This window comes from Pseudomonas sp. NPDC087185 (assembly GCF_044744955.1).
Classification (GTDB): domain Bacteria; phylum Pseudomonadota; class Gammaproteobacteria; order Pseudomonadales; family Pseudomonadaceae; genus Aquipseudomonas.
Genome location: NZ_JBIUZK010000006.1, coordinates 48,067 through 68,538 on the forward strand (window position 1 = coordinate 48,067; position 20,472 = coordinate 68,538).

A 20,472-nucleotide genomic window follows, 5' to 3' on the forward strand; every position below is an offset into this window, starting at 1 on the left:
CAGCCAGGACCACCATGCACCATTCGACCCACGACCTGCTCTCCCCCGTACCCGGCATTACCCGGCAACTGCACAGCTTCCACTTTGGCCCGCGCGGTGGCGCCAAGGTGTACATCCAGGCCTCGCTGCATGCAGACGAGCTGCCAGGCATGCTGGTGGCCTGGCACCTCAAGCGCCGCCTGGGCGAGCTTGAGCAGCAAGGGCGCCTGCGCCGCGAGATCATCCTGGTGCCGGTCGCCAACCCGGTCGGCCTGGAGCAGGTGCTGCTGGATGCCCCGCTTGGCCGTTTCGAGCTGCAGAGCGGTGAGAATTTCAACCGCAACTTCGTCGACCTTTCCGACAGCATCGGCGACCAGATCGAAGCCCACCTGACCCAGGACCCCGAACACAACACTGCGCTGATCCGCGAATACCTGCGTCGCGGCCTGGATGCCCATCCGGCAAAGACCCCGCTGCAGTCCCAGCGCCTGATCCTCCAGCGGCTAGCCTGTGATGCCGACCTGGTGCTTGATCTGCACTGCGACTTCGAGGCTGTCGAACACCTCTACACCACCCCGGAAGCCTGGCCGCAGGTCGAACCATTGGCCCGCTACCTGGGCGCCCAGGCGAGCCTGCTGGCCACCGACTCAGGCGGGCAATCATTCGACGAATGCTTCAGCCTGGTCTGGTGGCAGCTGCAGCAACGCTTCGGCAAGCGTTTCCCGATCCCGCTGGGCAGCGTGGCGGTGACCGTCGAGTTGCGTGGCCAGGCCGATGTCAGCCATGACCTGGCCAGCAAGGACTGCCAGGCAATCCTCGATTACCTGGCCCACGTTGGCGTCATCGCCGGCACAGCAGCGCCCATGCCCGCGCTGCCCCACCCTGCCACACCGCTGGCCGCGGTCGAGCCAGTATCGGCGCCTCTGGGTGGCTTGCTGGTGTACCACGCCCGCCCGGGCCAGTACCTGGAGGCCGGCCAACTGATCGCCGAAGTGATCGACCCGCTCAGCGACCGAGTCACCGCGGTGCGCAACAGCCAGCCCGGCCTGCTGTATGCCCGCAGCGTGCGGCGCATGGCCACGACCGGCATGGTCATCGCCCATGTGGCCGGTGAACAGGTGTGCCGCAGCGGTTACCTGCTGGCCAACTGACCCGGTAAAACCAATGCGCATTGCGCAGGGTCTGTAGAAGCACAGCCTTCGAAGGACACCACGCCCGCATGCCTGCCCCCAAAGACCTTGCCAATGCCTGGTTTGCCGCACGCGGCTGGAAGCCCTTCGCATTCCAGCGGCAAGTCTGGGCGGCCGTCGGGCGCGGCGAGTCCGGGTTGCTGCATGCCAGCACCGGCGCCGGCAAGACCTATGCGGTATGGCTCGCCGCGCTGCGCGCCTTCGCCGGGCCTGCCGCAGGGCGCCAGCCCGCGCCGCTGCAGGTGTTGTGGATCACCCCGATGCGCGCGTTGGCAGCTGACACCGCACGTGCGTTGCAAGCGCCGCTGGACGACCTTGGCCTTGACTGGAGCATCGGCGTGCGCAGCGGTGACACCGGCAGTGCCGAGCGTGCCCGCCAGGCCAGGCGCCTGCCCAGCACGCTGATCACCACCCCCGAAAGCCTGACCCTGTTGCTGACCCGCGCACACGCCTGCGAGGACTTTGCCCACCTGCGCCTGGTGGTGGTGGATGAATGGCACGAACTGCTCGGCAACAAGCGCGGCGTGCAACTGCAACTGGCGCTCGCGCGCCTGCGCCGCTGGCAGCCGCACCTGGTCACCTGGGGCCTTTCAGCTACCCTGGGTAACCTGCCGCATGCGCTCGACGTGTTACTACCTCAAGGCGGCCACTTGGTAAGGGGCCGCCAGGACAAGCGCCTGCTGGTCGATACCCTGCTGCCCGAAGCCATCGAACGGTTCCCCTGGGCGGGGCACATGGGCCTGAAGATGCTCGAGCCGGTGGCCCGGGAACTCGACGGCAGTGCCAGCAGCCTGGTGTTTACCAACACCCGTGCCCAGGCCGAACTGTGGTACCAGGCCTTGCTCGACGCTCGCCCGCACTGGGCCGGGCAGATTGCCCTGCATCACGCCTCGCTGGCCCGCGCGACCCGTGACTGGGTGGAACTCAGCCTCAAGCAGGGCGCGCTCAAGGCAGTCATCTGTACCTCCAGCCTGGACCTGGGTGTGGACTTCCTGCCAGTCGAGCGGGTGTTGCAGATCGGCTCTGCCAAGGGCATCGCGCGCCTCATGCAGCGTGCCGGGCGTTCCGGTCACGCGCCGGGGCGTCAGTCACGGGTGACCCTGGTGCCGACCCACAGCCTGGAATTGGTGGAGGCGGCGGCGGCTCGCAGCGCGCTGGCCGCTGGGCATATCGAAGCGCGCCGCTCGCCACGCTTGTGCATGGATGTACTGGTCCAGCACGTGGTCTCCATGGCCTTGGGCGATGGTTTTCACCCCGCCGAGTTGCTCGACGAAGTGCGCAGCACCTGGGCGTTCCGCGAGTTGCGCGACAGCCAGTGGCAATGGGCGCTGGATTTCGTCTGCCATGGCGGCGGCTCGCTCAGTGCCTACCCCGACTACCAACGCGTCCAGGCCCACCCCGACGGCCTCTGGCGGGTGGTCAGCGAGCGCCTGGCACGGCGCCACCGCATGGGTATCGGCACCATCGTCAGCGACGCCAGCCTGCAGCTCAAGTACTGGAGCAAAGGCGGCGGTGGCAAGCACCTGGGCAGTGTTGAAGAAGCGTTCATCGCCCGTCTGCGCCCCGGCGACACCTTGGTATTCGCTGGGCGGATACTGGAGCTGGTACGGGTCGAAAACATGACCGCCTACGTGCGCCGCAGCAGCGCCCGCAAGGCCGCCATCGCCCGCTGGAATGGCGGGCGCATGCCGCTATCCAGCGAACTGGCCGATGCGCTGGTGGAAAAGCTCGACGCTGCAGCCCACGGGCATTTCGATGAGCCGGAGATGCGCGCGGTGCGCCCGTTGCTCAGCCTGCAGGAGCAATGGTCGGCGTTGCCCACCACGCACACACTGCTGGCTGAAACCCTGACCACGCGCCAGGGCTCGCACCTGTTCCTTTACCCGTTCGCCGGGCGCATGGCCAACCTTGGCCTGGCCAACCTGATTGCCTGGCGGGTCAGCCGCCATCAACCGCTGTCGGTGTCCATCGCGGTCAGCGACTACGGTTTCGAGTTGCTCAGCCCCAGCCCCGTGGACTGGGCAATGCACCTGCCGGCAGCGCTTTCCGCCGAGCACTTGCTGGACGATGTATTGGCCAGCCTCAACGCCAGTGAAATGGCCCTGCGCCGCTTTCGCGAAATCGCGCAGATTTCCGGGCTGGTGTTTGGCGGCTACCCCGCAGCGCAAAAAAGCACCCGGCAGATCCAGGCGTCCAGCGGGCTGTTCTTCGAAGTTTTTCGCAAGCACGACGCCGATAACCTGCTGCTGGGCCAGGCACGGGATGAGGTTTTACGGGAGGAACTGGAAATCGAACGGCTGCAGCGCCAATTGGCCAGAATGCAACAGCTGCGCCTTGATTTGCGTTACCTAGAGCGGCCGGGGCCACTGGCATTCACCCTGCTGATCGAAGGCATGCGCGAGACCCTGAGCACAGAGAAACTGGCCGACCGTATCGCCCGCATGGTCGCGGACCTCGAAAAAGCAGCGAGCAGAACAACATGAGCAGCCACCTGGCCATCGAGCATTGCGGGCAGACATTATGGTTGATGCCGGACCGTGCGCTGTACTGGCCGGCCCGCCGCGCACTGCTGGTAGCCGATGTGCACATCGGCAAGGCCGCGAGTTATCGCGCGCTTCACCAACCCGTACCACGGGGCACCACCGACGCCACGCTGCAGCGCCTGGATGCGCTGCTGGCTGCCTGTGATTGCGAACAACTGATCATCTTGGGTGATTTTCTGCATGCCCGCACCGCCCGCGCGCCCGCCACGATGGCGCGACTGCAGGCCTGGAGGGCACGCCATGCCGGTTTACGCATCGTGCTGATACGCGGCAACCACGACCGCCACGCAGGTGATCCGCCCCCGCAAATGGGCATCGAAATCAAGGATGAACCGTGGATAGTGCTGCCATTCGCCTTGCAACACGAACCTGGCATCCACCCTGACTACCCGGTGCTGGCGGGGCACGTACACCCCACATTCATCTTGCGTGGCCGCGCTCGCCAACGGTTGAGGCTGCCCTGCTTCGCGATGGGGCCGCAGGTCAGCCTGCTACCGGCGTTCGGCGAATTTACCGGTGGGTGGAATGTGGAGCCCAGCGACGGCAGCCGCCTCTTCCTCGCTGGCGCCGATCAGGTCTGGGCTCTGCAGCATTGATCAGGCTACAGGGGCCGGTGGCGGTTCGTCAGGCAACGTTGGCTCACCCGGTTCCATGGGTGGCGTGTCGCCAGGCTGGGCCGGCTGCGGGGTATCCGGGTCAGGCTGGCCGGGCACGCCGCCAGCGCGCATCGGCGCAGGGTGGGCCAGCAGGGACCACGCCAGCAGGCCGATCTGATTGGGCTGCAAAACAGCCAGCTTTGCACTGATTGCGGGATCGAGCTTCATGGGCAACTCCTGACTAGGGCCACCCCGCATCATGCGGAGTGGCGCTGTTCACTAGGTTGGAGTACCCGTGCGAGAAGGAATTCCCCGCGCTCGTCGGCTCAGGTGCGTGGCAGAGTGACGCCGCGCTGGCCCTGGTACTTGCCACCACGGTCCTTATAGGACACTTCACATTCTTCATCGGACTCGAGGAAGAGCATCTGTGCCACGCCTTCGTTGGCGTAGATCTTCGCCGGTAGCGTGGTGGTGTTGGAGAACTCCAACGTGACGTGGCCTTCCCACTCCGGTTCCAGCGGGGTGACGTTGACGATGATGCCGCAGCGCGCATAGGTGCTCTTGCCCAGGCAGATGGTCAGCACATTGCGCGGGATACGGAAGTATTCGACGGTGCGGGCCAGGGCAAAGGAGTTGGGCGGGATGATGCAGACATCGCTCTTGACGTCGACGAAGCTGCCGGCATCGAAGTTCTTGGGGTCGACGGTGGCCGAGTTGATGTTGGTGAACACCTTGAATTCGTCGGCGCAACGCACGTCGTAACCATAGCTGGAGACGCCGAACGAGATCACCCGGCTGTCGTGATCGCCACGCACCTGGCGCTCGACGAACGGTTCGATCATGCCGTGTTCCTGCGCCATGCGGCGAATCCACTTGTCCGATTTGATGCTCATGGCGGGGGGTGTCCTGAGAGTTGCGAGGTGAATAAACGAAAGGCGCATCTTACCGGTCCCGGCGCTCAGGTTAAAGTTCCATACCGCATCCCGCGCCAGACGGGGCTTGCGGCCGCCGTCGATCCGAATTTCATCAAAGGCCATCTTGGTGATTGGCAGGTTGTGGAAAGTGGGTTAAGGTGACGCCACTGTGCTGCACGTGACACCGAGAATCTCTAGTTTGATGCACGATCCTGATCGCACCATCGCTGAATTTTCTGCTCTCTTTGCACTCAGTTCTGGCCAGGGTTTTTCCTGACCGTTATTTACTTTGTCCAAGGAGACAGAAAAATGTCCAACCGTCAATCCGGTGTTGTTAAGTGGTTCAACGATGAGAAAGGCTACGGCTTCATCACCCCTCAGTCGGGCGACGACCTGTTCGTGCACTTCAAAGCCATCCAAGCTGACGGCTTCAAAACCCTGAAAGAAGGCCAGGCTGTTACTTTCGTCGCTACCCGCGGCCAGAAAGGCATGCAGGCTGAAGAAGTTCAAATCGCCTAAGTCGATTTAGCTTCCTAGCTTTCAAAAAAACCCGCCTCTGGCGGGTTTTTTTATGCCTGGCTAAAACCAAGCTGCCTCATTCGCGGGTAACCCCGCGAATGAGACGAAGTAGTTCCAGCTCAATCCTCGCTGATGGTAATGCTAGGCATCGCCGGGGCTGCCGCCTCCTGCAGGACGATCCGCGCACCGACCTGGCGCGCCAACTCCTGATAGACCATGGCAATCTGGCTTTCCGGCTCGGCGATCGCGGTGGGCTTGCCGCTGTCGGCCTGCTCGCGGATCAGCATCGACAACGGCAGCGACGCCAACAGCTCGACACCGTACTGCGCCGCCAGCTTCTCGCCGCCGCCTTCGCCGAACAGGTGCTCGGCATGGCCGCAGTTCGAGCAGATGTGCACCGCCATGTTCTCGACCACGCCCAGCACTGGGATGTTGACCTTGCGAAACATCTCCACGCCTTTTTTGGCGTCCAGCAGGGCCAGGTCCTGCGGGGTGGTGACGATCACCGAACCTGCCACCGGCACTTTCTGCGCCAGGGTCAGCTGGATATCACCGGTGCCCGGCGGCATGTCGATGACCAGGTAATCGAGGTCGTCCCAGGCAGTTTGGGTAACCAGCTGCAGCAGCGCACCGGAAACCATCGGGCCACGCCAGACCATCGGCGTGTTGTCGTCGGTGAGGAACGCCATCGACATGACTTCAACACCGTGCGCCTTGATTGGCACAAACCACTTCTGCTCGCGAATTTGCGGGCGGGTACCTTCGGCAATGCCAAACATCACACCCTGGCTGGGGCCGTAGATATCGGCGTCGAGAATACCCACCCGAGCCCCTTCGCGGGCCAGGGCCAAGGCCAGGTTGGCGGCAGTGGTCGACTTGCCGACACCGCCCTTGCCCGAGGCCACGGCGACGATGTTCTTGACGTTGGCCATGGCCGGCACCTGCGCCTGGGCCTTGTGCGCGGCGACCACGCAGTCGATCGATACCTGCGCCGAGCTGACCCCGTCGAGGTTCTCGATCGCGGTCTGCAACACCTGGGCCCAGCCGTTCTTGAACAAACCGGCGGCGTAGCCCAATTGCAACTGCACAGCGACCTGCCCACCCTGAATGTCGATGGCGCGCACACAGCCGGCGCTGACCGGGTCCTGGTTCAGGTAAGGGTCGGTGTACTGGCGAAGCACGCTTTCGACGGCGGCACGGATGACGGCACTCATGGAGGCTCCCATTGGCAAACGGATAGTCAAACAGGCGCCTATCCTAACCCGTCAATCGTCAGCAGTTGCGCCCATGGGGTGAAATATATTCGCCAGCCCTTTATAGTGGCCGATCACCCTGATTTTTTACCCGAGCCAGATAAGTAGCCGAGCCACCATGTCCGAGCCACGCCAGATTCTCGTCACCAGCGCCCTGCCCTATGCCAATGGATCCATCCACCTTGGCCATATGCTTGAGTACATCCAGACGGACATGTGGGTTCGCTTCCAGAAAATGCGCGGCAACCAGTGCATCTATGTCTGCGCCGACGACGCCCACGGTTCGGCCATCATGCTGCGCGCCGAAAAGGAAGGCATCACCCCCGAGCAGCTGATCGCCAACGTACAGGCCGAGCACAGCAGCGACTTCGCTGACTTCCTGGTGGACTTCGACAACTTCCACTCTACCCACAGCGACGAAAACCGCGAACTGTCGGGCATGATCTACTCGCGCCTGCGCGACGCCGGGCACATTGCCACCCGTTCGGTCACCCAGTACTTCGACCCTGAGAAGGGCATGTTCCTGGCCGACCGTTTCATCAAGGGCACCTGCCCCAAGTGCGCGGCTGAAGACCAGTACGGCGACAACTGCGAAAAATGCGGTGCCACCTACGCCCCGACCGAACTGAAGAACCCGAAGTCGGCGATCTCCGGCGCCACTCCGGTGCTGCGCGACTCGCAGCACTTCTTCTTCAAGCTGCCGGACTTCCAGGCCATGCTGCAGCAGTGGACCCGCAGTGGCACCCTGCAGGACGCCGTGGCCAACAAGCTCGCCGAATGGCTGGACGCCGGCCTGCAGGAATGGGACATCTCGCGTGACGCGCCGTACTTCGGCTTCGAGATCCCGGGCGAACCAGGCAAGTACTTCTACGTGTGGCTGGATGCACCGATCGGCTACATGGCCAGTTTCAAGAACCTGTGTGCACGCCGCCCGGAGCTGGACTTCGATGCGTTCTGGAACGAAGGCTCCAAGGCCGAGTTGTACCACTTCATCGGCAAGGACATCGTCAACTTCCACGCCCTGTTCTGGCCAGCCATGCTCGAAGGCGCGGGTTTGCGCAAGCCGACCGCAGTCAACGTGCATGGTTACCTGACCGTCAACGGCGCCAAGATGTCCAAGTCGCGCGGCACCTTCATCAAGGCCCGCACCTACCTCGATCACCTGCAGCCGGAATACCTGCGCTACTACTACGCCGCCAAGCTCGGCCGCGGCGTCGATGACCTCGACCTGAACCTCGAGGACTTCGTGCAGAAGGTCAACTCCGACCTGGTGGGCAAAGTGGTCAACATCGCCAGCCGCTGCGCCGGCTTCATCCACAAAGGCAATGACGGTGTGATGGTTGCCGGCGACGCGGCACCGGAGCTGACCGAGGCCTTCCTGGCTGCCGCCCCGTCCATTGCCGAAGCCTATGAAGCCCGCGACTTCAGCCGCGCCATGCGCGAAATCATGGCCCTGGCCGACCGTGCCAACGCCTGGATCGCCGACAAGGCGCCCTGGTCGCTGGCCAAGCAGGAAGGCAAGCAGGACGAAGTGCAGGCGATCTGCGCCCAGGGTATCAACCTGTTCCGCCAGCTGGTGATCTTCCTCAAGCCGGTGCTGCCGGTGCTGGCTGCCGACGCCGAGGCGTTCCTCAATGTCGCGCCTCTGAGCTGGAGCGACCACACCTCGCGCCTGGAAAACCACACGCTCAACCCGTTCAAGGCACTGATGAGCCGCATCGAACCGGCCAAGGTCGAAGCCATGGTTGCCGCCAGCAAGGAAGACCTGCTGGCAGCCGCCGGCCAAGCCCCGGCACCGGCCGGCAACGGTGAGCTGGCCAAGGACCCACTGTCGGCGGAAATCGAATTCGACACCTTCGCTGCCGTCGACCTGCGTGTGGCGCTGATCGTCAAGGCCGAAGCGGTACCCGGTGCAGACAAGCTGCTGCAACTGACCCTGGACATCGGTGACGAGCAGCGCAACGTGTTCTCGGGCATCAAGTCGGCCTACCCCGACCCGTCCCGGCTGGAGGGCCGCCTGACCATGATGGTTGCCAACCTCAAGCCCCGCAAGATGCGCTTTGGCGTCTCCGAAGGCATGGTCATGGCAGCGGGCCCTGGCGGCGAAGAGATCTACCTGCTCAGCCCGGACAGCGGCGCCAAACCAGGCCAGCGTATCAAGTAACCCCCAGCCCCGGCCTCAGCGCCGGGGCTTTTTCATTCCCTGCCGCGTTGCCGGACAGCGCAGCCGATTCCCGGCTATCGTCATTGGCATGAATGACTACGTCCTCGTGCTGACCAGCGCCGCGCTGGTCAGCCACCTGTATTTACAGCAACAGCCCACGTCAAGGCTGCGCCTGCAGGTGTGCGGCCTGGCATGCGCGGTGGCGATCATGCTTGGCGTGGCCGGCGGGCAATTGCTCGAACGCCTGATCGTGGCGCCCTGGCAATTGCAGGATCTACGCTTGTTCCTGCTGCTGCCCTGGCTGGCATTGCTTGCCTGGAGCATACCCCGGGTGCTGGCCAGGCTAAGGCGCGACTGGCCAACGGCGGAGCTCACTTGGCCGATACTGTTCAACGCCCTGCCGCTGGGCCTTACGCTGAACGTCATCGACGAACAGGCACAGTGGTTCACCACGCTCGGCTGGGCTCTGTTGGCAGGGCTGGGCTTCTGGCTGGCGCTGGCGCTGTTCGACGACCTGAAGCAGCGCAGCGAACATGCGGACCTGCCGAGGGCACTGCGTGGCCTGCCTATTACGCTGCTCGGCGCCTGTGTCATGACCATGGCATTCTCCGGCCTCAATGGGTTGTTCACGCAATGAGGCTGAGCCATGACAACGCCTGACCCACGGCTACGCAACACCATGGGCCTGGTCCTGTTGGCCTGTATCCCTGGCGTGCTGGCATCGTTTTGGCTGCAGGGTTGGGGCCTGCTGTTCAGCCTGATGCTATGCGTGATTGCCGCAGCCAGCTGTGAAGCTGCAGCCCTGGCGCTGCGTGGCCAACCTGTCACAGCAACGCTGAGCGACGCCAGCGCGCTGGTAACCGCCGTGCTGTTGGCCCTCGCCCTGCCAACCCAGGCGCCCTGGTGGTTGCCGATGCTTGCAACAGCCACCGCCATTGGCCTGGGCAAGCAAGCCTTCGGAGGGGTGGGCCGAAATGCGTTCAACCCGGCGATGGTCGGCTACGCATTCGCACTGTTGAGCTTCCCGCTGCAGATGAACCACTGGCCCGGCCACCCGCCAGGCTTCATCGACAGCCTGCAGCGGGTCTTTGGCGGCGGCGAACAGATCGATGCATGGGCCGGTCCCACCGTGCTCGACGGCCTTCGCCACAACCGCAGCCTGACTGTCGACGAGCTGTTTGCCAGCCACCCGGGGTTCGGAAATTTCGGCGGCCATGGCAGCGAGTGGGTCAACCTGGCGTTCCTGCTGGGCGGGCTGTTCCTGTTGCAGCGCAAGGTCTACAGCTGGCATGCACCCGTGGGCTTGCTGGCTGCCCTGGTGCTGTTCAGCCTGCTGGCCTGGAATGGATCAGGCTCGGACTCCAATGGCTCGCCACTGCTGCACCTGTTCTCCGGCTCGACCATGCTGGCGGCCTTTTTCATTGCCACCGAACCGGTATCCGGCCCAAAGGCAGGCTTGGCCAAACTGCTGTTCGGCCTGGGTGCAGGGGCGTTGATCTACCTGATCCGAACCTGGGGGAGTTACCCGGACGGCACCGCATTCGCCATTCTGCTGATGAACCTTGCGGCCCCAACCCTTGACCGGTTTGCCTCACGACACCCGCAGGTCGCAGCATGAACGGTACGCTGCGCAGCTCGTTGCTGATCGTGATGGTGGGCAGCCTGGCATTGACGGCGACCTTGGCCTGGCGGCAGTGGACCCGCACTGCCATCGCCGACGCCGAGCAACAGCTGCAGGCACAACAGTTTCTTGCTGTGCTACCGGCCCAGAGCTATGACAACCTGCCCTTGAATAGCCCCCTCTCGCTGCCCGCTGATCAACCCCCGCACAGCCGGATAATAGCCGCTTACCGCGCGACCCGCGGCACGACCCCAACGGCCGTGTTGCTGGTGAGCCAGGTACAGGGCTACGCCGCGCCGATCCGCCTGACCATTGCCATCAGTGCGCAGGGCCGCCTGATCGGCACGCGCGTGATCGAACACCAGGAAAGCCCAGGCCTGGGGGCTCGCATCAGCGACCCGCAGGTGAACTGGCTGGCGCAGTTCGCCCATCACCGCCTGGATGATCGCTGGGCGCTCAAGCGCGATCAGGGCGACTTCGACCAACTGGCCGGTGCAACGGTCACGTCACGTGCGGTGATCGAGGCTCATCAGGACGCACTGGTCTACTTTGATCAGCATCGCACGCTGCTGCTCGGAGTCCCCGCTCATGAATAACCATGGCGTGCTGCTGGCAGGCCTGGCGCCTCTGCTCGGCGCCACCCGGACATTCTCCCAGGCCGCCGCCATCGGCATCTGCATCATTGTGTTGACAGTACTTCACCAGGCGCTGCTGTATCCTTTGCGGCCGAGATTGAGCGGGATGCTGTACGGGTTGGCCAGCCTGCTGCTGCTCGCGGCCTTGGCCAGTTGCCTGCAACTTGCCCTGCGCGCCTGGGCGTTGCCGCTTGCCTTGGCGCTCGGCTACTTCCCGGCGCTGATCAGCGTGCAGTGCCTTGCCACAGACTGGCTGTTACCGAACCAAGGCCGCTGGCGCCAGCTTTTCCTGCAACTTGCTGGCTGGCTCAGCCTGTGCCTGCTGCTCGGTGCCAGCCGCCAATGGCTGGCCGACGGGCTGGGCATGCACATGGCCAGCCTTGCCCCGGGTGCACTGCTAGTGCTCGGCGTGCTGCTGGCCTTGTACAATCGCCTGCGCCAGGGCCCCGCCCACACACGTCGTCAAGGAAAGCGTTGACCCCATGAATGCCGCCAAACGCCTGGAAATTTTTCGCAGGCTGCACGAAGACAATCCCGATCCCAAGACCGAGCTTGCCTATTCAACCCCATTTGAATTACTGGTCGCTGTGACCCTTTCTGCACAGTCCACGGACGTTGGCGTCAACAAGGCTACTGCGCGCCTGTTTCCGGTCGCCAATACCCCGCAAGCCATTTACGCACTGGGTGTCGAAGGGCTTAGCGAGTACATCAAGACGATCGGGTTGTACAACAGCAAGGCCAAGAATGTCATCGAGGCCTGCCGTTTGCTCATCGAACGCCACGACGGTGAAGTACCACAAACGCGTGAGGCGCTCGAAGCATTGCCGGGTGTGGGCCGCAAGACCGCCAACGTGGTCCTTAACACCGCCTTTCGCCAGCCGACCATGGCCGTGGACACGCACATCTTCAGGGTCAGCAATCGCACCGGCATCGCGCCCGGGAAGACGGTGCTCGACGTCGAGAAGAAACTGCTCAAGTTTGTACCCAAGGATTATCTGCTCGATGCACATCACTGGCTGATCCTGCATGGACGCTACGTGTGCCAGGCACGCAAGCCACGCTGCGGCAGTTGCCGTATCGAGGACTTGTGCGAGTACAAGCAGAAGACTTCGGACGATTGATCCGATAGTGAAGACCTACTCGCTTCGATTGAAAAAATCTTTTTTACCAAACTTCGCTTTCTCGTTATAAGGACGGCCAACGGCCCTTTGGCTTGGAGCGACTCATGAGTACCGATAAAGACGAACTGTCGATCGAAGATGACTTTGCAACCCCTGACGACGAGGCGGAGCCTCAGGTAGAAACCGCAAAGACCAACCTGAGCAAGCGTCGTACCATTGACAACCTTCTGGAAGAACGCCGCCTGCAACGGCAACTCGCCGATTTCGATTACGACCTGTAGCCCTGACAGAAAGCCTCCCGCGCGGAGGCTTTGCGCATCCAGGCGTCAGGTAAGGCCGTGGCGCTGGGCCAACTCGATCAGGTCGACCAGCGAATGGGCATTGAGCTTGAGCAGCAAGCGGGTCTTGTAGGTACTCACGGTCTTGTTGCTGAGGAACATGCTGTCGGCGATTTCCTTGTTGGACCTGCCGCGCGCCAACTGCTGCAAGACCATCATTTCCCGCGCCGAAAGGCGATCGACCATCTCCGTCTCACTGGCCCCACCTACCCGACCACGTGACTTGTGCAACGCCTGGTTGGGGAAATAGCTGTAGCCTGACAACACGGCCTTGATCGCACTGAGCAGTTCAGTCAGCTCCTGTTGCTTGCACACATAACCTGAAGCCCCCGCCTGCATGCAACGCATCGAAAAATGCCCCGGCGCCTGCGAGGTCAGTACCAGCACCCGACTGCCCGGGCTGGCCGACGCCATGCGGGTAATGACTTCCAACCCGTCGAGTTTGGGAATACCGATATCCAGCACCACGATGTCGGGGTGGTGCTCCCGGGTGAGCTGCAAGGCTGCCACGCCGTTGTCGGTTTCCGCGACCACATCGTAGCCATGCCGCTCCATCAGCATGCGCACTGCCAAGCGTATGACCGGATGGTCATCCACGATAAGGACTTTATTCATGCGATATCCATTCATTATTAAGCTTTGACGACGCAACACCATAACCGAGCAGCACGTTCAATGGCGTGTCATTTTCCCGCGTAACTACATGAATAGATGGGCCTTACATCGCTTTCAGAAGCTTCCTACAACAAATCATTTACAATATTCACATTTAGATGCTTGAGGTTGAGATCAGGATTAACTTCCCACTCCGGAACATCACAGAACTCATAAGGGGCTGGCGTTGGGATATTCATAGAAAATCCCAGGAGGCGGCCACAATGTCCACCAACCCAGCAGTAGCCCCACTGACGACCATCGCCATCTTTGCCGGCATCATCGAATCTTCGGCACTGGCAATACTCCCTTTCCTCAATGAAACGCGTCAGAGTCTCTACACTTGGTTCCTGGTGGGCTTTCCGTTTTTTCTGACAGCGCTGTTTTTCCTGACATTGAACTTCAACTACAAATCACTCTACAAACTCGAAGGGGAATCCCTTACATTCTGCAACCTGGACAAAGAGCAGTGCTAACGCCCGTCGATAACTGAATGACCGCAAAACACTGCCGAATGCATGCAGTGAGCGTGTGATGATGGCGAGCAAAAAAAAAACCCCGGCCGGAGCCGGGGTTGATACTGCGACCTTGCGGGTTTAAAGCAACCCACGGCCTTTGTTCGCAGCAATACGCATGCGCAGCGCATTAAGCTTGATGAAGCCAGCGGCATCGGCCTGGTTGTAGGCGCCGCCATCTTCCTCGAAGGTCGCGATGTTGGCATCGAACAGCGAATCGTCCGACTTGCGGCCCACAACAGTGACATTGCCTTTGTACAACTTGAGGCGCACAACGCCGTTCACGTTGACCTGCGAAGCGTCGATCATCTTCTGCAGCATCAGACGTTCCGGGCTCCACCAGTAGCCGGTGTAGATCAGGCTGGCGTACTTCGGCATCAGCTCATCTTTCAAGTGAGCGACTTCGCGGTCCAGGGTGATCGACTCGATGGCACGGTGAGCCTTGAGCATGATGGTGCCGCCCGGCGTCTCGTAGCAGCCACGCGACTTCATGCCGACGTAACGGTTCTCGACGATGTCCAGGCGGCCGATGCCGTTGGCACCGCCAATGCGGTTCAGGTCGGCGAGGACGGTGGCCGGGCTCTTCTCGACGCCATCGATGGCGACGATGTCACCATTGCGGTAGGTCAGTTCGATGTAAGTCGCCTGGTCCGGAGCGTTCTCCGGCGAGACGCTCCAGCGCCACATGTCTTCTTCGTGCTCGGTCCAGGTATCTTCCAGGACACCGCCTTCGTAGGAGATGTGCAGCAGGTTGGCGTCCATCGAGTACGGCGATTTTTTCTTGCCGTGACGCTCGATCGGGATGCCGTGCTTCTCGGCGTAGTCCATCAGCTTCTCGCGGGACAGCAGGTCCCACTCGCGCCATGGGGCGATGACCTTGACGCCTGGCTTGAGCGCGTAGGCACCCAGTTCGAAACGCACTTGGTCGTTGCCTTTGCCGGTGGCGCCATGGGAGATGGCGTCAGCGCCGGTTTCGTTGGCGATTTCGATCAGACGTTTGGCGATCAGCGGGCGGGCAATGGAAGTACCCAGCAGGTACTCGCCTTCGTAGACGGTGTTGGCGCGGAACATCGGGAAGACGAAATCACGCACGAATTCCTCGCGCAGGTCGTCGATGTAGATCTCTTTGACGCCCATTGCCTGGGCTTTGGCGCGAGCCGGCTCGACTTCTTCGCCCTGACCCAGGTCAGCGGTGAAGGTCACCACTTCGCAGTCGTAGGTATCTTGCAGCCACTTGAGAATCACCGAAGTATCAAGGCCGCCGGAATACGCCAGTACGACCTTTTTTACGTCCGCCATGCCATCACTCCACGGGGTTGTACGGAAAGGCATCGATTCTACCGGCGTTAAGGAAAAATTTACAGTGGGGCGACAGCTTCTGACGACAAAGCGACAAGAATTGTCGACAGCGCGACGCCCTCACGCATCACGACGATTTAGCGGCCGGGGCGGCCGGGGCGGCGGGAGCAGTAGCCGCCGGCTCCGCAGCCGGCGCGGTAGAGGGAGACGATGGTTGAACGGGTTGAGCTGCTGGCTGCTCGATCGGCGCAACACGATCCAGTTCGATATTCACGCGCCGGTTACGCGCACGGTTGGCGGCACTGTTGTTCTTCACCAACGGATAGCGCTCGCCATGGAAGCGCACGGTAATTTGATCTTCAGGCACACCATGGGCCTTGAAGTACTCTGCCACCGCCAGCGCACGGCGCCGCGAGGTATCACGGTTAGTCAGGCGATTACCACTGTTGTCGGAGTGGCCATTGAGCTCGATGTGATTGACCGTCGGATCAGCCTTCAGATATTCGAGGATTACATCCAGCCGCGCCCGCGCCGCCGCATCCAGGTCGATACCACCGCCCGGGAAACCGACCTGGGTCTGGCGAACCTGATCGTAATTCATCGCCAGCATCTTGCCGGCACAGGCCTGGTAGTCGTTGTACGCCTTGGCAAAGCTCACCGGCAACACGCGCACTTCCATCGGCCGCCCCGCTTCGCCGGCGTAGCTGCGCACCACCGTGCTGCGCCCCTCCAGCAGGCCATTGATCAGCCGGCTGGCCTGGCCTTGGGACGAGCTGAACAACACCCCGCTGCGCGCCAGGCGCACCGCACCCAGGCTGATATCGCCGCGCCCCGGTTGCCAAGGGGCGGCAGCGGCCAGCAACGTGGCGGAACCTGCGCCCAGCAGATTGCTGTTCGAACGCAGCTGGAAGACTGGCTGCTCTCCCGCCCGACGCACGAACTCGCCACTGCCAAAGCCGTCGATCGGCTGGATGAGGCGGCATTCGAACTGATCACCCTCGACGGTCCAGGCGATGTTCTCCATGCGGGTCTGGAAGGTCAATGCACCGGCCGGCAGGCTGGCGAACAGGGTCAACAGGGCTAGATAACGCTGGCGCACGGGCGGCTCCACTAATTCTGACGGCTTACAGGCAGGCTATCGGACGCATGCCGGAAAACTTGATAGCCGTGCTCGGCACGGGGTTTTCCGGTAGCATTGGGGCTTGAGTTCGACCCGCCTGGAATCCCCAATGTCCGATCGCCTGACCCTCCTGCGTCCCGACGACTGGCACATCCATCTGCGCGATGGTGCCGTCCTGCCCCATACCGTTGGCGATGTGGCGCGTACCTTCGCCCGTGCCATCATCATGCCCAACCTGGTTCCACCGGTACGCAATGCCGACGAAGCCGCAGCCTACCGCGAGCGCATCCTCGCCGCCCGCCCGGCCGCCAGTCGTTTCGAGCCGCTGATGGTGCTGTACCTCACCGACCGCACCAGCCCCGAGGACATCCGCGCGGCCAAGGCCAGCGGCATCGTGTACGCCGCCAAGCTGTACCCGGCCGGCGCCACCACCAACTCCGATTCCGGCGTGACCAGCATCGACAACATCTTCCCGGCCATCGAGGCACTGGCGGAAGTTGGCATGCCACTGCTGGTACATGGCGAGGTGACCCGCAGCGAGATCGACGTGTTCGACCGCGAAAAGCGCTTCATCGACGAGCACATGCGCCGCCTGGTCGAACGCTTCCCGGCACTGAAAGTGGTGTTCGAACACATCACCACGGCCGATGCCGCGCAGTTCGTCACCGAGGCCTCGGCCAACGTCGGTGCGACCATCACCGCCCAGCACCTGCTGTACAACCGCAACCACATGCTGGTTGGCGGTATTCGGCCGCACTTCTATTGCCTGCCGATTCTCAAGCGCAACACCCACCAGGTGGCACTGCTGGACGCGGCCACCAGTGGCAACCCGAAATTCTTCCTCGGCACCGACTCGGCACCGCATGCCCGCCACGCCAAGGAAGCTGCCTGCGGTTGCGCCGGTTGCTATACCGCTTATGCGGCCATCGAGATGTACGCCGAAGCCTTCGAACAGCGCAATGCGCTGGACAAGCTGGAAGGGTTCGCCAGCCTGCACGGCCCGGCCTTCTACGGCCTGCCGGTGAACACCGACACCATCACCCTGGTCCGTGAAGACTGGACCGCCCCGGCCAGCCTGCCGTTTGGCGAGCAGACCGTGATCCCCCTGCGTGCCGGTGAGACACTGCGCTGGCGCCTGCTGGAGGACAACGCGTGAGCGAAGACCTCTACGAAGACGACCAGGACGGTCAGGCAGGCGGCGGTTCGCGCCACCCGATGGCTGAACGCTTCCGCGGATACCTGCCGGTAGTGGTGGATGTCGAGACCGGCGGCTTCAACAGCGCCACCGACGCCCTGCTGGAAATCGCCGCCGTAACCATCGGCATGGACGAGAAGGGTTTCCTGTTCCCGGAACACACCTACTTCTACCGTGTCGAGCCTTTCGAAGGCGCCAACATCGAGGCGGCTGCGCTGGAGTTCACCGGCATCAAGCTGGACCACCCGCTGCGCATGGCGGTCAGCGAAGAAAGCGCACTGACCGACATCTTCCGCGGCGTGCGCAAGGCACTCAAAGCCAATGGCTGCAAGCGGGCGATCCTGGTCGGCCACAACAGCAGCTTCGACCTCGGCTTCCTCAACGCTGCGGCGGCGCGCAGCGATCTCAAGCGCAACCCGTTCCACCCGTTCTCCAGCTTCGACACCGCCACCCTGGCCGGCCTGGCGTATGGCCAGACCGTACTGGCGCGGGCCTGCCAGAGCGCCGACATCGACTTCGATGGCCGTGAAGCGCACTCGGCGCGTTACGACACCGAGAAGACCGCCGAGCTGTTCTGCGGCATCGTCAACCGCTGGAAAGAGATGGGCGGCTGGCGCGACTTCAACGACTGAGTTGCCCAAAAACAAAAAAACCGGCCACGAAGGCCGGTTTTTTTATGCGCTTGGCAATTACAGCTTGCCAGCGTTCTCGCTCAGGTAAGCGGCAACGCCTTCTGGCGAAGCGTTCATGCCCTTGTCGCCTTTTTTCCAGTTGGCCGGGCAGACTTCGCCGTGCTCTTCGTGGAATTGCAGGGCATCGACCAGACGCAGCAGCTCGTCCATGTTACGGCCCAGTGGCAGGTCGTTGACGATCTGCGAACGAACAACACCGTTGATGTCGATCAGGAAGGCGCCACGGAAGGCCACGCCACCTTCGGACTCGACGTCGTAGGCTTTGCAGATTTCGTGGGTGATGTCGGCCGCCAGGGTGTACTTGACCTGGCCGATACCGCCGTTGTTGACCGGGGTGTTACGCCAGGCGTTGTGGGTGAAGTGCGAGTCGATCGATACGCCGATCACTTCAACGTTGCGCGCCTGGAAGTCAGGGATGCGGTTGTCCAGGGCGATCAGCTCGGACGGGCAGACGAAGGTGAAGTCCAGTGGGTAGAAGAACACCAGGCCGTACTTGCCCTTGATGGCCGAGGCCAGGTTGAAGCTGTCGACGATTTCGCCGTTGCCCAGCACAGCCGGTACGGTGAAGTCGGGGGCTTGTTTGCCAACGAGTACGCTCATTGTAATCTCCTGATGAGGGTGAAAAACCATTTGCCGGGCCAAGCAGGCTTGCCCGACATCCAACAAAGGCCGACCATCATACACGGCTTCTGATGACAGGCCGAATCCAGCCGCCGGTCGCTCAAGCGCGGGCTGTCCGACGAAGTGTTTTGACAAGCATTCTCATTACCATTACTCTCCAACCATCGACTCAACCAGCGATGGTCAGCCCTTATGTATGTGTGTCTTTGTGTCGGCGTCACCGACGGACAGATCCGCGATGCGATCTATGAAGGATGCTGCAGTTACAAGGAAGTCCGTGCCGCGACCAATGTCGCCAGCCAATGTGGCAAATGCGCCTGCCTCGCCAAGGAGGTAGTCCGCGAAACCCTCACCTCGCTTCAGGTGAGCCAGCAAGCCGCCCTGCCCTATCCGGTAGAATTTACTGCCGCTTGATAGTGCCGAATTTGAAGAACCGGACCTCGTGTCCGGTTTTTTTATGCCTAGAATTCAATAAGTTAGCGTACCAACGCGGTTCACAAACATTCTTATTCCTATTAATTTTCACTTATTATTCAAGAACTTAGGTTTGACAGCCCTAAGTATCAGGCTCAAACTTCTCTGTATTGGCACACTTCTACAGGGCAGGAACCCGCAATGAAAGGCGACGTAAGCGTCATCCAGCATCTCAACAAGATCCTCGGAAACGAGCTGGTCGCGATCAACCAGTACTTCCTGCACGCACGCATGTACGAAGATTGGGGCCTGAATAAGCTCGGCAAGCACGAGTACAAGGAATCCATCGACGAGATGAAGCACGCTGACAAACTGATCAAGCGTATTCTCTTCCTCGAAGGCATCCCTAACGTGCAGGACCTGGGCAAGCTGCTGATCGGCGAGCACACCAAAGAGATGCTCGAATGCGACCTGAAGCTTGAACAGAAGGGCCTGGTCGACCTGAAAGCGGCCATCGCCCACTGTGAAACCGTCGGCGACTTCGGCTCGCGTGAAATGCTCGAAGACATCCTCGAATCCGAGGAAGAGCACATCGACTGGCTGGAAACCCAATTGAGCCTGATCGACAAGATCAGCATCGAGAATTACCTGCAGTCGCAGATGGGCGAAGAGTAATTTCCCGCCCCATGAAAAAACCCGCATCGAGCGGGTTTTTTTATGCCTGCCTGTGGGTCAGGCCTGGGAAGCGCTGGCCTTGGCGGCGGCTTCCTTGATCAGGGCTTGCAGCTCACCCTTTTCGAACATTTCCAGCATGATGTCGCTGCCACCGACCAGCTCGCCTGCAACCCACAGTTGCGGGAAGGTAGGCCAGTTGGCGTACTTGGGCAGGTTGGCGCGGATTTCCGGGTTCTGCAGGATGTCGACGTAGGCGAACTTTTCGCCACAACCCATCACAGCTTGCGATGCCTTGGCCGAGAACCCGCACTGCGGGGCATTCGGCGAGCCTTTCATGTAAAGCAGAATGGTGTTGTTGGCAATCTGCTCTTTGATCGTTTCGATGATATCCATGTAGCACCTCGGCTGAACTTT

At 61.9% G+C, this 20,472-nt stretch carries 23 protein-coding genes and 1 pseudogene; 16 read left to right on the forward strand and 8 right to left on the reverse strand.

Going from position 1 to position 20,472, the window contains the following annotated elements; all coding sequences use genetic code 11:
• Window positions 1-14 precede the first annotated feature (14 nt).
• The 3 genes from ACIPIJ_RS20415 to pdeM all read left to right on the forward strand — a co-directional run bounded on the left by ACIPIJ_RS20415 (window position 15) and on the right by pdeM (window position 4,308).
• Window positions 15-1,130, forward strand: a complete 1,116-nt coding sequence (locus ACIPIJ_RS20415) for a succinylglutamate desuccinylase/aspartoacylase family protein (protein ID WP_401079931.1) — start codon at window positions 15-17, stop codon at window positions 1,128-1,130.
• Between the two features lie 68 nt (window positions 1,131-1,198).
• A complete protein-coding gene (locus ACIPIJ_RS20420; protein ID WP_401079933.1) occupies window positions 1,199-3,652 on the forward strand; it encodes a ligase-associated DNA damage response DEXH box helicase in 2,454 nt (817 codons plus the stop codon).
• Window positions 3,649-4,308 carry a ligase-associated DNA damage response endonuclease PdeM gene (pdeM, locus tag ACIPIJ_RS20425; protein ID WP_401079935.1) on the forward strand — a complete coding sequence of 220 codons (660 nt, stop codon included), beginning with the start codon at window positions 3,649-3,651 and terminating at the stop codon, window positions 4,306-4,308. Before ACIPIJ_RS20420 ends, pdeM begins: the two co-directional genes overlap by 4 nt.
• Here the strand turns inward: pdeM and ACIPIJ_RS20430 are convergent, their stop codons facing one another.
• Together ACIPIJ_RS20430 and dcd are read right to left on the reverse strand one after the other, a co-directional pair.
• The gene (locus ACIPIJ_RS20430) at window positions 4,309-4,536 is read right to left on the reverse strand and encodes a hypothetical protein (RefSeq protein WP_401079937.1); all 228 of its coding nucleotides are present in this window, start codon (window positions 4,534-4,536) and stop codon (window positions 4,309-4,311) included.
• Window positions 4,537-4,634: 98 nt separating this feature from the next.
• Complete coding sequence (gene dcd / locus ACIPIJ_RS20435; RefSeq protein WP_401079938.1) at window positions 4,635-5,201, reverse strand: dCTP deaminase; 567 nt, start codon at window positions 5,199-5,201, stop codon at window positions 4,635-4,637.
• A 330-nt stretch (window positions 5,202-5,531) separates the two neighbouring features.
• Here dcd and ACIPIJ_RS20440 point away from each other — a divergent pair, with 330 nt between their 5' ends.
• Window positions 5,532-5,741: a cold-shock protein gene (locus ACIPIJ_RS20440; protein WP_003254922.1), complete on the forward strand. Its 210-nt coding sequence runs from the start codon at window positions 5,532-5,534 to the stop codon at window positions 5,739-5,741.
• A 119-nt stretch (window positions 5,742-5,860) separates the two neighbouring features.
• Here ACIPIJ_RS20440 and apbC read toward each other — a convergent pair whose 3' ends face one another.
• Window positions 5,861-6,955, reverse strand: coding sequence for an iron-sulfur cluster carrier protein ApbC (gene apbC, locus ACIPIJ_RS20445; protein WP_401079940.1), 1,095 nt, complete (start codon window positions 6,953-6,955; stop codon window positions 5,861-5,863).
• A gap of 157 nt (window positions 6,956-7,112) precedes the next feature.
• Here apbC and metG point away from each other — a divergent pair, with 157 nt between their 5' ends.
• The 7 genes from metG (at window position 7,113) to ACIPIJ_RS20480 (ending at window position 12,816) form a co-directional block, all read left to right on the forward strand.
• Entirely contained in the window at window positions 7,113-9,158 is a 2,046-nt protein-coding gene (gene metG / locus ACIPIJ_RS20450) for a methionine--tRNA ligase (protein WP_401079942.1), read from the forward strand.
• A gap of 88 nt (window positions 9,159-9,246) precedes the next feature.
• Entirely contained in the window at window positions 9,247-9,795 is a 549-nt protein-coding gene (locus ACIPIJ_RS20455; protein ID WP_401079944.1) for an Rnf-Nqr domain containing protein, read from the forward strand.
• A 9-nt stretch (window positions 9,796-9,804) separates the two neighbouring features.
• Window positions 9,805-10,776: an RnfABCDGE type electron transport complex subunit D gene (locus ACIPIJ_RS20460; protein ID WP_401079946.1), complete on the forward strand. Its 972-nt coding sequence runs from the start codon at window positions 9,805-9,807 to the stop codon at window positions 10,774-10,776.
• Window positions 10,773-11,375, forward strand: coding sequence for an RnfABCDGE type electron transport complex subunit G (locus tag ACIPIJ_RS20465; protein WP_401079948.1), 603 nt, complete (start codon window positions 10,773-10,775; stop codon window positions 11,373-11,375). The genes ACIPIJ_RS20460 and ACIPIJ_RS20465 overlap by 4 nt, the downstream gene beginning before the upstream one ends.
• Entirely contained in the window at window positions 11,368-11,892 is a 525-nt protein-coding gene (locus tag ACIPIJ_RS20470) for an Rnf-Nqr domain containing protein (protein WP_401079950.1), read from the forward strand. The genes ACIPIJ_RS20465 and ACIPIJ_RS20470 overlap by 8 nt, the downstream gene beginning before the upstream one ends.
• Before the next feature lie 4 nt (window positions 11,893-11,896).
• On the forward strand, window positions 11,897-12,535 hold the full coding sequence (nth, locus tag ACIPIJ_RS20475; protein WP_401079951.1) for an endonuclease III: 639 nt from the start codon (window positions 11,897-11,899) through the stop codon (window positions 12,533-12,535).
• A gap of 104 nt (window positions 12,536-12,639) precedes the next feature.
• The gene (locus ACIPIJ_RS20480; protein WP_401079953.1) at window positions 12,640-12,816 is read left to right on the forward strand and encodes a PA3496 family putative envelope integrity protein; all 177 of its coding nucleotides are present in this window, start codon (window positions 12,640-12,642) and stop codon (window positions 12,814-12,816) included.
• A gap of 45 nt (window positions 12,817-12,861) precedes the next feature.
• Here ACIPIJ_RS20480 and ACIPIJ_RS20485 read toward each other — a convergent pair whose 3' ends face one another.
• Window positions 12,862-13,488 carry a response regulator gene (locus ACIPIJ_RS20485; RefSeq protein ID WP_401079955.1) on the reverse strand — a complete coding sequence of 209 codons (627 nt, stop codon included), beginning with the start codon at window positions 13,486-13,488 and terminating at the stop codon, window positions 12,862-12,864.
• A gap of 263 nt (window positions 13,489-13,751) precedes the next feature.
• Here ACIPIJ_RS20485 and ACIPIJ_RS20490 point away from each other — a divergent pair.
• A pseudogene (locus ACIPIJ_RS20490) lies at window positions 13,752-13,949 on the forward strand (hypothetical protein); the annotation flags it as partial.
• A 174-nt stretch (window positions 13,950-14,123) separates the two neighbouring features.
• Here ACIPIJ_RS20490 and ACIPIJ_RS20495 read toward each other — a convergent pair.
• Both ACIPIJ_RS20495 and ACIPIJ_RS20500 read right to left on the reverse strand, forming a co-directional pair.
• Window positions 14,124-15,341, reverse strand: a complete 1,218-nt coding sequence (locus tag ACIPIJ_RS20495; protein WP_401079957.1) for an argininosuccinate synthase — start codon at window positions 15,339-15,341, stop codon at window positions 14,124-14,126.
• Between the two features lie 127 nt (window positions 15,342-15,468).
• Entirely contained in the window at window positions 15,469-16,440 is a 972-nt protein-coding gene (locus ACIPIJ_RS20500; RefSeq protein WP_401079959.1) for an OmpA family protein, read from the reverse strand.
• A gap of 130 nt (window positions 16,441-16,570) precedes the next feature.
• On the opposite strand from ACIPIJ_RS20500, the gene pyrC reads away from it, so the two are divergent.
• Both pyrC and rnt read left to right on the forward strand, forming a co-directional pair.
• On the forward strand, window positions 16,571-17,617 hold the full coding sequence (pyrC, locus tag ACIPIJ_RS20505; protein WP_401079961.1) for a dihydroorotase: 1,047 nt from the start codon (window positions 16,571-16,573) through the stop codon (window positions 17,615-17,617).
• Between the two features lie 59 nt (window positions 17,618-17,676).
• On the forward strand, window positions 17,677-18,288 hold the full coding sequence (gene rnt, locus ACIPIJ_RS20510; protein ID WP_401080655.1) for a ribonuclease T: 612 nt from the start codon (window positions 17,677-17,679) through the stop codon (window positions 18,286-18,288).
• A 57-nt stretch (window positions 18,289-18,345) separates the two neighbouring features.
• Here the strand turns inward: rnt and ACIPIJ_RS20515 are convergent, their stop codons facing one another.
• Window positions 18,346-18,948, reverse strand: a complete 603-nt coding sequence (locus ACIPIJ_RS20515; protein WP_401079963.1) for a peroxiredoxin — start codon at window positions 18,946-18,948, stop codon at window positions 18,346-18,348.
• A 213-nt stretch (window positions 18,949-19,161) separates the two neighbouring features.
• Here ACIPIJ_RS20515 and ACIPIJ_RS20520 point away from each other — a divergent pair, with 213 nt between their 5' ends.
• Window positions 19,162-19,383, forward strand: a complete 222-nt coding sequence (locus ACIPIJ_RS20520) for a bacterioferritin-associated ferredoxin (RefSeq protein WP_401079964.1) — start codon at window positions 19,162-19,164, stop codon at window positions 19,381-19,383.
• Between the two features lie 201 nt (window positions 19,384-19,584).
• Window positions 19,585-20,058, forward strand: coding sequence for a bacterioferritin (bfr, locus tag ACIPIJ_RS20525; protein WP_401079966.1), 474 nt, complete (start codon window positions 19,585-19,587; stop codon window positions 20,056-20,058).
• A gap of 57 nt (window positions 20,059-20,115) precedes the next feature.
• Here bfr and grxD read toward each other — a convergent pair whose 3' ends face one another.
• Window positions 20,116-20,451 carry a Grx4 family monothiol glutaredoxin gene (grxD, locus tag ACIPIJ_RS20530; protein ID WP_401079968.1) on the reverse strand — a complete coding sequence of 112 codons (336 nt, stop codon included), beginning with the start codon at window positions 20,449-20,451 and terminating at the stop codon, window positions 20,116-20,118.
• Window positions 20,452-20,472: the final 21 nt, after the last annotated feature.